Raw genomic sequence first — 13152 nt, forward strand, 5'->3', positions numbered from 1 at the left:
AGGGCACATAGGGGGTACCCAGGTTCGGCGACTCGCTTACACGGTGCGGGCGAGCCGCTCGGCGATGAGCCCGGCGAACTTGGCCGGGTCGTCGGGTAGGTCGCCCTCGGCCAGAAGAGCCGTGCCGTAGAGCAGTTCGGCGGTGTCGTTCAGTGCGGCTTTGTCACCGCTGTTCTTGTGCGCCTGTCGGAGACCCGCGACCAGCGGATGCTTCGGGTTGAGTTCGAGGATCCGCTTGGTGACCGGAACCGTCTGCCCGGAGGCCCGGTACATGCGGGCGAGCGCGGGCGTGATGCCGAAGGTCGGCGTGATCAGGCACGCCGGCGAGTCGGTCAGGCGGGTGGAGAGCCGGACCTCCGAGACGTGCTCGCTCAGGGTCTCCTTCAACCAGTCGAGCAGTTCGGCGAACTCCTTCTGCTGTTCCTCGCGCTCGGCGTCGCTCTTGTCGTCGTCGGAGTCGAGGTCGACCTCCCCGCGCGCGACCGACTGCAGCGGTTTCCCGTCGAACTCGGTTACCGAGCCGACCCAGATCTCGTCGACCGGGTCCGTGAGCAGCAGCACCTCATATCCCTTGGCGCGGAACGCTTCCAGATGCGGTGACTTAAGGAGTTGCTCGCGGGACTGTCCGGTCGCGTAGAAGATCTGCTCCTGACCGTCCTTCATCCGCTCGACATATTGCGCGAGGGTGGTGGGTTCGTCGTCGCTGTGAGTGGAGGCGAACGACGAGATCTGCAGCAGGGTGTCGCGGTTGTCGACGTCCGACATGAGACCCTCTTTGACGACGGACCCGAAGTGGGTCCAGAAGGTGCGATAGTCGTCGGGCCGCTCGGACTGCAACTCCTGGATCGTCGACAGGACCTTCTTGGTCAGCCGGCGGCGGATCGCAGTGACCTGGCGGTCCTGTTGGAGGATCTCGCGAGAGACGTTGAGCGACATGTCCTGTGCGTCGACGACACCCTTGACGAAGCGCAGGTACATGGGCATGAGGTCTTCGCAGTCGCCCATGATGAACACGCGGCGGACATAGAGCTGGATGCCGACCTTGGCGTCGCGGGTGAACAGGTCGAACGGCGCTTGCGACGGGATGAACAGCAGCGCCTGGTACTCAAAGGTGCCTTCGGCCTTCATCACGATCACCTCGAGCGGGTCGTCCCAGGCGTGTGCGATGTGCTTGTAGAACTCCTTGTATTCCTCGTCGGACACCTCGTCCTTGGACTTGGCCCACAGCGCCTTCATCGAGTTGAGGGTCTGCGTCTCGACCGTGGCGGTCTCCTCGCCGCCTTCCTCGGTCGGCGGGGTCCGGCGCTCGACATCCATCCGGATGGGCCACGCGATGAAGTCGGAATACTTCTTGACCAGCTCCCGGATCTTCCACTCCGAGGTGTAATCGTGCAGCTGGTCCTCGGCGTCCTCGGGCTTGAGGTGCAGGGTGACCGAGGTGCCCTGCGGGGCGTCGTCGACGGATTCGATTGTGTAGGTGGCTTCGCCGCTGGAGACCCATCGGGTGGCCTGGCTCTCGCCGGCCTTGCGGGTGAGCAGCTCGACCTTGTCGGCGACCATGAACGTCGAGTAGAAGCCGATCCCGAACTGGCCGATCAGTTCCTCGGCGGCGGCCGCGTTCTTGGCCTCGCGCAGCTGCTCGCGGAGCTGGCCGGTTCCCGACTTGGCGAGCGTGCCAATGAGCTCGACGACCTCGTCGTGGGTCATGCCGATGCCGTTGTCGCGGACGGTCAGGGTGCGGGCCTCTTTGTCGGGGATTACCTCGATGTGCAGGTCGGAGGTGTCGACGTCCAGGTCCTTATTGCGCAGCGACTCCAGCCGCAGTTTGTCGAGCGCGTCGGACGAGTTCGAGATCAACTCACGCAGGAACGAATCCTTGTTGGAGTAGACCGAGTGGATCAGCAATTCCAGGAGTTGGCGGGCCTCTGCCTGAAACTCCAACTCCTCGACACGAGCAGTCATGCGCCCTCCGTTTGACTATCCAGTTTGCGAAAGTCCGCGAACCATATTACTGAGAGGGTCTTGACCACTGATCATGGCGATCAGGGCTGCCCACGGTGGCGTTGCCATGGCCCCGTCCGCTGGGCCTGCAAACAGCGACAAGTGCATGCCGCGTTTGGCGCGTGTCGTTGCTAGGGTGATGCGGGGCGCGGCCGAACACGTCGGCTCCACCATTGGGGGACGTTCCGTCCATCCGGCGTGAAATTCGAGGAGAAGCGTTGACGAAGTCGAAGCTGACGATCAGCGGCCGCACAGCGGTGATCAGCGGCGCTGCGTCGGGTATGGGCCGGAGTTTGGCTCAGCGGCTCTCCGCTCACGGCAGCCCGGTTGCGATAACCGATGTCAATGAAGCCGGCTTGAAGGAAACCGAGGCCAGTCTGAAGGGCCCCGTGCTGTCGCGGGTCCTCGATGTCCGTGACGCGCAAGCCCAGACGTCCTTCGCCCAAGAAGTGCGTGACTGGACACCCGCGCCGGTCGGCGCTGTCTTCAACAATGCGGGAGTGGTGCTGGCGTCCGCAATCCTCGGCGGTGACCCCGCCGACGATGAATGGCTGTGGGACATTGATTTTCGCGGTGTCGTCAACGGAACGCGGGCGTTTCTTCCGATCCTGGTCGATCAAGGCGACGGAGCGATCGTGAATACCTCGAGTGTCTTCGGCTTGGCCGCCGTGCCGAACCAAAGCGCATACTGCGCGGCGAAGTCAGCCGTACGTGCTTTCACCGATTCCTTGCGCCATGAGCTGCGAGGCACCGGGGTAAGAGCCATCAACGTATTCCCAGGTGGTGTGAACACCAACATCGTGCGCAACGCTCGGTTCGCCGAAGGCCCTGATGGGCTCGGTCTTTCGCGCGAGGCGATGATCGAGGAATTCACGGCGACTTCGCTGACACAGCCGGACAAGGCCGCCGAAATAATCCATCGCGGCGTGGAGGCCGGCAAGGCGCGGATCCTCGTCGGGCCGGACGCACACCTCTTCGACCTGCTGACCCGAATCACTCCTACTCACTACATGGATGTGATGTACAGATTCCAGGGCATCGTAGACAAGGCTCGGCGTGCGCCCAGCCTGATTCGTCAACGTTGAATTGCCGTCGGCTCGAATTGAATTCGGGTTTGTCAGGCAGTCTGGAGCAATCCGAGTAGTTCCAGGTCCGTGACGTACTTGACGATGACGGGCGCCGAAACGTGAGGGATGTCCGGGTTGTCTTTGTCAGGACCGATCTTGGCCTCCCTCACCGCGGCCCTGAATCGATCGGTTGGCCCGTAAGCACCGCGTGTCGGCTCTGGCGGTTCCAGTATCTTCATGCCGTGCAGCAACACCAGCAGCATCTGTAGTACAGAGTGCTCGCGCTGCAGATCAGGTAGGGCCCGGAGCGCACTCTCGAATTGGTGCAGCCACTCATCGAAGTCGTCGATGCGCTCGATGTGATAGCCGGCCTCGACGAGCCAGTCGACGTATTCGTCGAGACCGATTCCGTCGTCGTGCGGATTCATCACGTGATAGGTCTCGAACCCGTCCAACAGCTGGATACTCAGCGTCGCGATTGCTTCGGCAACGAAATCGACGGGTAGCCCATCGAAATGCGCTTGCTGCCGATTTCCCGCGGCGTCACGCCGGTAAAACGAGCCGGGTGCCACACCGGTGGCCACGAGGCTGAGCGCCAATCGGGTCGCGTGGTCCGAGATATTGAGCTGCCCAGCGTATTTCGTATCAGCCATGATCATGTCGCAGCGGAACACCGAGACGGGCAGCCCGTACAGGGCGTGTGCCCCGCGTAGCAGTACCTCGCCGGCCCACTTGCTCGTGGCGTATCCGTTGGCGAAGCTGCCGTCAAGAGTTCGAGTCGGGCTGATGACGCGAATGTCGGCTTCCTCGGTGAATGACGATGGCTCGATCTGCTTACTCACGTCGGCAGTCGACGCGAATGCATATGACTTGTGCTTGGAGGTGAGCGCGAAGCGAATCAACTCCGCGGTGCCTACGACGTTCGGGCCGAACAATTCGTTGTACGGCAGGATGCTGTTCACCAGGGCCGCCGTGTCGACGATCAGATCGACGTTCTCGGTCAACCGCCGCCACACGTTTTCCGCTAGGCCGAGGTTGGGTTGAGCTTTGTCGCCCGCGACTACCTTGAGATGCTGTGCCGCTAGCGCATGAAAATGCCGCAGAAGGTGGGGGTCACCGCTGTCGAAGGTCTTCTCGAGGCGCCGGCGGGCATCTTCGTCCGAGTGGCCGCGCACCAAACAGATCAGCCTGCCGTCAACGCGCTCCATCTGCTCTAGCAGCTCTAGAGCCAGGTGGCGCCCGAGGAAACCGGTTGCTCCCGTCAGCAAGACCGTCCGCACTTCAGCGCTAGGGCCAGGTAAGGCATGGGCGGCGCCCAGAGTTTCGGCATCGATGAACTTGTCGAGCGTGAGATCACGGGCGTGAACCTCCGTTGCCCCGCGCCCATGAACCGCGGCGAACAGCGCGGCGGTGACGCTGTCCGTTGGTGCTTCCCCCGTCTCAAGCCGGTGACTCAGGCCGCTGACGGTCGGGGCATCGAACAACGTGTGTACGGCCAGGTTTGCCTCGAGGGCGGTGTTGATAGCCGCCGTCACCCGCATCGCCGAAATCGAGTCTCCGCCGAGATCGAAGAACGAATCGTCGACGCCAACCCGTTCTACACCCAGAACCTGGGCGTAGACACCCGCAATGATCTCCTCGACCGCACTGGACGGAGCACGGTATTGCACGGCGTTCCCGTAGTCCGGTGCCGGCAGTGCTCGGATATCCACCTTGTTGTTGGCCGTCAGGGGTAGCGAATCCAGCACGATGATCGCCGCCGGCACCATGTACTGCGGTAGCCGGACGGCGAGCTCAGCGCGAAGGTCAACCGGATCCGCGTCGCCGGTGATGTAGCCGATCAGCTTCTTATCACCCGGGCGGTCCTCGCGCGCGATGACCGCCGCATGGTCGACGCCGGCGAGGCCGGCGAGCGCAGCCTGGACCTCACCCAGTTCGATGCGGTAGCCGCGAATCTTGACCTGCTCGTCGGCTCGGCCCAGGTACTGCAGTTGCCCGTCCGGGCCCCATCGCACGAGGTCACCGGTGCGGTACATCCGCGCACCCCGCTGCCCGAACGGGCATGCCACAAACCGCGCCGCGGTCAGATCAGGGTGGCCCACATAACCGGCGCTGACCCCGTCACCAGCCACATATAGCTCACCCACGACGCCGACGGGCACTGGGCGCAGCCAGGAGTCCAGCACGAACACTGCGGCCCCCGGAACGGGCGAACCGATCGGGACCACACCGCCTTCACCCGCCGCCAACGGCGCGCTTATGGCCACACACATGGTGGTCTCCGTCGGACCGTACGCGTTGATCATCACCCGGCCTGGTGCCCAGCGGTCTACCACCGACGTCGAACAAGCCTCGCCGACCACCGCCAGCGTCGTACCCTCCAAACCTTCAGGCGATAGCATCGCCGCCGCCGATGGCGTCTGAGTGAGAACGGTGACACTCTCGCGGATCAGCACGTCGCGAAAGCCGGCGGGCGAGCTGACCACGCGTTCAGGGACAACGACCAGTCGACCGCCATGCAGCAATGCACCCCACATCTCCCACACCGAGACATCGAACGCCAAGGAATGGCATAGCGGCCAGATGCCCGGGTGCGTTAGACCCGCATCCAGTGACGCCATCAGTTGCGTGACATTCCGATGGGTCACCGCCACCCCTTTGGGGACTCCGGTGGTCCCAGAGGTGTAGATGATGTACGCCAAATCCTCAGGGGCCGGCTTCGTCATAGTGACGTCGTCGGCCAGACCGTCGTCCGGCGCCTCAAGATCGATGACCGGACGATCCAATCCATCGAGCCGCGAGCGCATTTGAGTAGTAGTCAGCACCGCCATCGGGTCCGCATCCTCGAGGATGAACTCCAAGCGGCACGCCGGCACCGTCGGGTCGATAGGCAGATAGGCCGCTCCCGTCTTCAGCACAGCCAAGACCGCGATCACAGCCTCAACCGATCGCTCGGACAACAGCGCCACGCGCTGGCCGGGCCCTACACCCTGCGCCGCCAGTACGCGTGCCAACCGAACCGCAGCCTCGTCCAACTGCTTATAAGTCAGCGAGCGGCCTTCTGCCGTCAGTGCTATCGCATCAGGCTCGCGCGACGCCTGCGCCTCGAACAGCGCCGTGATCGAAGGCGGTATCGGCTGCGGATCGCATAACGCCGCCCGATTGCCCCACTCATCGAGCTGGTCATACTCGCTGCCCTCGAGGAGGTCCATCGATGAGACCTGCGCTGTTGGATCAGAAGTCATCGCTACCAGCGCCCGCTCGAACCGTTCGATCCACGTCTCGATGAGCGATTCGTCGAATACGCCGGCGTCGAATTCCACCCGCAGGCTCAACTCGTAGCCAGGTATCGCCACCACAGAGAGCGGGTAGTGGTTGTACTCACGGCCGGTGCATTCGGTGATGGCCAACTCCCGGACGCCCAGCAATCCTGCGACGTCGATGGGATAGTTCTCGTACACAAAAACCGTGTCGAAAAGTTGATCGTGTCCGGTGACGTGATGAATTTCGTTGAGCGACAAGTGCTCGTGCTCAAGCGTGTCGTTATGCACGCTCTGGAGTCGATCCAGCATATCGGCGACGGCCATGTCCGGGTCGATGCGTACGCGCATCGGCACGGTGTTGATCATCAACCCGACCATCGAGTCAGCGCCGGGCAGATCAGCCGGGCGTCCCGACACCGCGGTGCCGAACGCGACGTCGTGGTTGCCGGTGATCGTCATCAGCAGCTGTGCCCATGCGGCTTGGAGCACGGTGTTGACGGTGGTGTGGCAAGTACGGGCCAGATCGCCGAGGTTTTGGGTTGTCGCAGCTGACAGGTGGAAGGACCGTTCGCTTCGCGGCCCCGGGTGAGCCGACTGTGAGATGAGCGTCGGTGTGTCGAACCCTTCGAACAATGTGCGCCACGTCGCTTGTGCGGCAACACGATCCTGTGAGGTCAGCCAAGTGATGAACCGCCGGTACGGCGCCGGTGCCGGAAGCCGTTCCTGGAAGTACGTCGCGAAGATCTCCTGCAGCAGGATCGGCTTCGACCAACCGTCAAGGACGATGTGGTGGTTGGTGAGCACGAATCGGTGATCGTTGTCTCCGGTGCGGATCAACGCCGCACGGATGGGCGGCCGATCGGTCAGTTCGCAAACCGCGGCACGTTCGGCCGCGCACAACTGCTCCAATTCCGAGTTGGACCTGCGATCGTCCCAGCGAAGGTCGAGATACCGCCATGGAACAACTGGGTTGGCCGGGATTACTTGCACCGGATCGCTGTACTGTTCGCAAAAGCGTGCCGCCAGATTTGGATGGCGATGGACCACCGTCTGCACCGCTTCGCGCAACCGGCGCGAGTCGAGTGGCCCGGTTATCGCGATTTCAAGCTGCACCGCGTATATATCGTCACCGGAACCCTGCCCGAGTCGTGCGTGGAAGAGCAGTCCTTGCTGCAAAGGGGTCAGGGGTAGGACGTCGGCGGGGTTGTGTCGGCGGGTGAGTTCGTCGATCTGTTGTTGGGTGAGTCGGGCCGGGGCGAGGTCTGAGGGGGTCAGCCCGCCGCCGCCGTTGTTCACGTGGGCGCAGATGCCGGCCAGGGCCTCGAACCACAACTGATTCAGCCGCTGGACTTTGTCTTCGTCGAGTGCTGAGGGGGCCCACGCCCAGGCCGCCTGCAGTTGCGGGCCATCGGCGGTGTCGATGGTGCCGACGTTGAGTTCGATCGTGTGCACCAACGGCATCCGCACCGCCCCGGCCACGTCGGCCCACGCCAAACTGTCGGCACTGATCCGCCACAGCTCCTCGGACAACTCACCGGCGCCAGCACCCAGACGTCCCAAATAGTTGAACCCGATCACCGGATCCGGACCCGAGAGATTTACATCGGGGTTCAGGTAGCGCAACAGGCCGTAGGTCAAACCGTCGGGCAGGGCGCGCAGTTGCTCCTTGACCTCCTTGATCACCGCACCCAACGCGGCATCACCGGCAGCCACCTGCGCCCACGACACCCCGCGGCCGACGGTCAGCGCGACCGGATACTTGGTGGTGAACCACCCCACCGTGCGGGAGAGGTCCACATCGGCGGCCAACTCCTCGTTGCGGCCGTGGCCCTCGACGTCGATGCCGATCGGCGCACCGGCGGTTTCCAGAAATTCCGCCCACGCCAGCCCGAACGCGATCAACAGAATGTCTTGCACGCCAGCGTGAAACGCCGCGGGCACCTCCCCCAGCAGAGGTTGGGTGATCGCCGCGTCCAGTGACGCGGTCAGACGCCCGGCGGTGGCGAAGGTGTCGGTCTCGGGCTGCACCGCCGGCAGTGCGGCCGCAGTCGAGGCCACCTGCCGCCACGTCTCGGCGTGTCCCGCGACGTCGGCCGCACCGGCATGCTCGGCCAGCAGCGATGACCATCGGGCGAAAGATGTTCCCCCCGTGGGCAACTCGGTCGGCTGACCACTGTGATGCTGCGCCCAGGCGATGTTGAGGTCTTCGAGCAGGATGCGCCACGACACCCCGTCCACCGCCAGGTGGTGGATCACCAATGCCAGCTGAGCAGCGTCCGGCATCCACACCGCGCTGAGCATCACCCCCGCACCCGGGTTCAGCCGCGACCGCGCCGCCATCAACGCCTCATCGGACAACGCGTCGACGACCTGCACCAGATCGCGCGCCTGCACCGCGCCGGGCTCGGGCACGACCAACGACCACCCGTCGCCACCGTCCTCGGCGCGCAACCGCAATGTCGCGTGCCGATCCAGCAGCGCCTGCAGCACCACTTCGACATCGGCCTCACCCACGCCCGCGGGGGCTTGCACCACCAGCGTCTGGTTGAACTCCTCGGTCGGGCCGTCGATCTCGCGCAGCCAGCGCATGATGGGCGTCGCCACCACCGAGCCGATGCCCTCATCGATGACCGCGGCCTCCCCGCCGACGACCTTGGTCACCGCCGCCAGACGCGCCACCGTCTGCTCGACGAAAATGTCGCGCGGCCGGCAGAACAACCCCGCCGCCCGAGCACGACCCACCACCTGCATCGACAAGATGCTGTCGCCACCCAGATCGAAGAACGAATCGTCGACCCCAACCCGCTCCACACCGAGCACCTCGGCGTAGATCCCGGCCAAAATCTCCTCAACCGGGGTGCCCGGACCGCGGTAGGCCGCATGGTTGCACACGTAGGTCGGTGCGGGGAGAGCACGCTTGTCCAACTTGCCGTTGATCGTCAACGGGAGCTCGTCCAGCAGCACGATGGCTGCGGGAACCATGTAGGCTGGCAGGGTCTGTGTCAGAGCGCTGCGCAAACCGGCCGGATCGGCGGTTCCGGTGATATAACCCACCAGCCGCTTGTCGCCGGGCCGATCCTCGCGCGCGATCACGACCGCCTGGTTGACCCCGTCCAGCTTGGACAGGGCCGCTTGAATCTCCCCGAGCTCGATTCGGTAGCCACGGATCTTCACCTGCTCATCGGCACGCCCCAGGTAGAGCAGGTGACCATCGTCGGTCCAGCGGACCAGATCACCGGTGCGATACATCCGCGCGCCGGGCCCGCCGAACGGACATGCCACAAACCGCGACGCCGTCAGACCCGCCCGCCGTACATATCCGCACGCGACGCCCCGACCGGCCACATACAGCTCGCCTACAGCGCCGATCGGCACGGGCCGTAGCCATCGATCGAGGACGAACAGCGCGGCGCCCGGCACGGGCGAGCCGATGGGCGCTACGCCTGAATGCGGTACCAACGGTGCACTCATGGCCGCGTAGATCGTTGTCTCGGTCGGGCCGTAGGCGTTGATCATCAGGCGGCCGCACGCCCAGCGATCGACCAGATCGGTCGGGCAGGCTTCGCCGGCCACGATCAGGGCCGTCGACTCCAAGCCCTCCGGCGCCAACATGCCCATTGCCGAAGGGGTCTGGCATAGAACGGTCACATTCTCAGCGACGAGCAGCTCGTGCAGATCAATCGGTGAACCGGCCACCGAATCCGGAACCACCACCAATCGGCCACCCTGTAACAGCGCACCCCAGATCTCCCACACCGAGACGTCAAAAACCAGCGAGTGCCACTGCGACCACGTTTTCCCTGCCCCCGTTGGAAGATCCCGGTGAAGTGACGAGACCAGTGAGGTCACATTCTGGTGAGTGACCACCACGCCCTTTGGAACCCCGGTAGTGCCCGAGGTGTACGTCATGTAGGCGAGATCTTCAGGCGAGGGTCCGGACATCAGCCTTTGGGGGCGAGGAGGGGCGGGGTCGTCGACGGCGACGACGGGTAGCCGTGTTCGGGCCAGACGTTGGCGCAGCTTGCGTGTCGTAACTGCCGCTATCGGCTCTGCGTCTCCGACTATGAAATCTATTCGCGCATTGGGATACGCGGGGTCGATCGGAAGATAAGCCGCCCCGGTTTTGAGCACTGCCAAGATGGCCACGATCGCCTCGGCGGAGCGCTGAAAGAACAGCGCAACGACCTCGCCTGCGCCCGCGCCCTCGGCTGCCAGGAGGTTGGCGAACTCGTCGGATGCCGTATCCAGCTCGCGATACGTCCAAGACTTGTCGCCGCAGACTAATGCCACCATGTCCGGGGTGCGGGTTACCTGTGCGGCGAACAGGGACGTGATCGGTGCCGACGAATTTGGTGGCTCGGCCAGAACCGCCCGGTTACCCCATTCAGCCAGCAGGTCATGCTCGGTTCCGTCCAGCGCATCGATCGACATCAACCGCCGATCCGCTCCAGCCGTCATGTGTCCTCCCCCGGACTGCACGTCGTCCACAGCCCCCCGGCGACACGTGGTCGTCGTCGGCGAAGCTGACTCCCCTTACTCATCGTCCGACCAAAAGCGCCGATGGTCAGCGATTTGGGCGAAGAAGGTGCGCTGGCCGGTTCGATATCTATAGATCTCGACGCCTCGACGAACCGTCCACACACCAGGACACAACCGCGGTGATCAGAATCGGAAGCCTGACGGTGGTCACGCCGACCCGAGCCGTGGCGCGTTAGATAACAGCTGGCCATAGGCGGTGCGCTCCTCGTCGTAAACTAGACGAAAAAGCTTGGGTTCGCGGCGTCGGTTGTTTGGGTTCTCCTGGCTGAGAGGGCTTACCGCAAACATACGGCAGGCGACTCCGATGAATCCGTCTTTTTGAACTCTTTACTGGAGGTTTTTCTGTGTCGAAGCGGTTTATCGCCCGATATCGACGGCCGAGTAAAAATTCTATTTCCTTTCCAGAAGATTTCGGTGGGCCGTGCGTCGTCGTTGCTGGACAGCAGACGGTTCGCCGTGCTGTCCCCCTCCGGCCCTCCAGCCCCACCCTGCGACGGTCGGCGCCCAAAGCGGCCAAATATGGCGTCGAAGTGGCTAGAACCTAGTTATGGAATTCGCTTTTGCGTGTTACGGCAGTCGCGGTGATGTCGAGCCGTCCCTCGCCGTCGGGAGCGAGTTACAGCGCAGAGGACACACCGTACGCCTTGCCGTGCCGCCCGACCTGATGGGGTTCGTCGAGTCAGCAGGAGTTGCCGCGGTCCCGTACGGACCTGTCGTCAACGACCTCCTGAACGCAGAGTTCGTGCGGAATTTCTGGACGAACTTCCTCCGAAATCCGGTCAGATCTGTGCAACAAATATGGGCCCCGTTGATCCGAGACTGGGAAGACACGAGCGCCACATTGAAGTCGCTGGCAAAAGGTGTTGACGTGCTCTCCACCGGTATCAATTTCGAGCAAGCGGCGGCGAACGTAGCTGAGCATTACGACATTCCATTGGTTGCGCTGCACCACTTTCCGATGCGGGCTAATGGCCAACTCATTCCTTTCCTTCCATCACCGTTGGTCCGCTGGGGCGGTGCGGCGTCTGAATGGATGTTCTGGCGGGCGACACGAGAGGTCGAGGATGAGCAGCGTCGTGAGCTAGGTCTGCCCAGGGCAACAGCACCCTCGCCGCATCGGTTCGCGGCTCGCGGGTCGCTTGAGATCCAAGCCTATGACGACGCGTGTGTACCCGGCTTGGCGCGTGAATGGGACAGCACGGTCAGCCGTCGGCCGTTCGTGGGCGCCCTCACGTTGGAGTTGGAGTCGGAAGTGGACGAGGAGGTTCGATCGTGGATCGCCGACGGATCACCGCCGATCTGCTTCGCCACTGGCAGCATCCCAGTCACGTCCCCCGCCGACCTGGTGAGGATGATCGCTACGGTGTGCGGACAGTTGAATGAGCGGGCGTTGGTGTGTTTCGGCGGGACCGACTATGCGGCCGTTCCGGATTCCCGAAACGTCAAGGTGGTCGGCCCAGTCAACTATGCGAAGGTTTTCCCGGCATGCCGAGCGGTGGTCCACCACGGCGGCTCGGGAACTACCGCCGCAAGCCTGCGGGCTGGCGCCCCGACGGTGATTCTCTGGAGCTCGGCCGATCAACCCTATTGGGGAAATCAGGTAAGACGCCTGAAAGTTGGTACCAGTAGGCGGTTTTCGGCAATCAGTCGAAAGTCTCTCCTTGCCGATCTTCGTCGTGTTCTGACTCCGCAGTACGCCATCCGGGCCCGCGGACTTGCCTCCCGGATGATTCCGCCCGCAACTAGCCTCCACAATGCGGCTGACTTGTACGAAGAGGCCGCCCGCCGCGGATGCGCGACCTCGTGAGGCCAGGAGGCTCTCGGACGGCACTCGGGTTACGCGTCGCTGCAATTAGACTTGACTCAGTAGTTCGGACAGCTAGCGAACATCTGTTGGATGATCGGAAAGGCCTCAGCCGCGCCTGGATTGTTTTCCACCTGCTTGATCAGGTTCATCCGTTGGTCCGGTGATGACGAGAGGAACAAACGCAGAAATTCTTGGTTCGGCGGGGAGGCGTCGAGGTACTGCGCAGCCATGGGATTCTCCGCGTGGATCGCCGCCATCGCCTGCTCATAACTGCAGGTTGTACTGATCAGTGGTCCGTAGTCCGGATTCGCGGAGGCGACTCCTGTCCCAGCGGTCAGCAATAGCGCCATCCCGCCGACTGCGGTAGTCAGTTTGGTCAACGACAGTTCGGGCATGTGCTGATCCTTCCCCTCCTTGGCGGACGACCCCCACAGACCGACTCTAAACGCCGAGCACGGGGCACGCGCAAGTAATT

General features: G+C 63.4%; 5 protein-coding genes. 2 read left to right on the top strand and 3 right to left on the bottom strand.

Annotated elements, in window-relative coordinates; translation table 11 throughout:
• Positions 1-36 precede the first annotated feature (36 nt).
• Positions 37-1962 carry a molecular chaperone HtpG gene (gene htpG, locus AU072_RS02325; RefSeq protein ID WP_064412218.1) on the bottom strand — a complete coding sequence of 642 codons (1926 nt, stop codon included), beginning with the start codon at positions 1960-1962 and terminating at the stop codon, positions 37-39.
• Positions 1963-2219: 257 nt separating this feature from the next.
• On the opposite strand from htpG, the gene AU072_RS02330 reads away from it, so the two are divergent.
• Positions 2220-3086: an SDR family NAD(P)-dependent oxidoreductase gene (locus tag AU072_RS02330; protein WP_064412219.1), complete on the top strand. Its 867-nt coding sequence runs from the start codon at positions 2220-2222 to the stop codon at positions 3084-3086.
• Between the two features lie 32 nt (positions 3087-3118).
• On the opposite strand, the gene AU072_RS02335 is transcribed toward AU072_RS02330, so the two are convergent.
• Positions 3119-10789: a non-ribosomal peptide synthetase gene (locus AU072_RS02335; protein ID WP_064412343.1), complete on the bottom strand. Its 7671-nt coding sequence runs from the start codon at positions 10787-10789 to the stop codon at positions 3119-3121.
• 628 nt (positions 10790-11417) lie between these two features.
• On the opposite strand from AU072_RS02335, the gene AU072_RS02340 reads away from it, so the two are divergent.
• Complete coding sequence (locus tag AU072_RS02340) at positions 11418-12677, top strand: glycosyltransferase (protein ID WP_064412220.1); 1260 nt, start codon at positions 11418-11420, stop codon at positions 12675-12677.
• Between the two features lie 56 nt (positions 12678-12733).
• On the opposite strand, the gene AU072_RS02345 is transcribed toward AU072_RS02340, so the two are convergent.
• Entirely contained in the window at positions 12734-13072 is a 339-nt protein-coding gene (locus AU072_RS02345; RefSeq protein WP_064412221.1) for a hemophore-related protein, read from the bottom strand.
• Between the last annotated feature and the right edge of the window lie 80 nt (positions 13073-13152).

The sequence above is a fragment of the Mycolicibacterium novocastrense genome (assembly GCF_001499835.1).
GTDB lineage: Bacteria > Actinomycetota > Actinomycetes > Mycobacteriales > Mycobacteriaceae > Mycobacterium > Mycobacterium novocastrense.

Excerpts from the sequence above, each read along its gene's own strand:
- htpG (WP_064412218.1), bottom strand. The coding sequence starts at position 1,962 with ATGACTGCTCGTGTCGAGGAGTTGGAGTTTCAGGCAGAGGCCCGCCAA.
- AU072_RS02335 (WP_064412343.1), bottom strand. The coding sequence starts at position 10,789 with ATGACGGCTGGAGCGGATCGGCGGTTGATGTCGATCGATGCGCTGGAC.
- AU072_RS02340 (WP_064412220.1), top strand. The coding sequence starts at position 11,418 with ATGGAATTCGCTTTTGCGTGTTACGGCAGTCGCGGTGATGTCGAGCCG.
- AU072_RS02345 (WP_064412221.1), bottom strand. The coding sequence starts at position 13,072 with ATGCCCGAACTGTCGTTGACCAAACTGACTACCGCAGTCGGCGGGATG.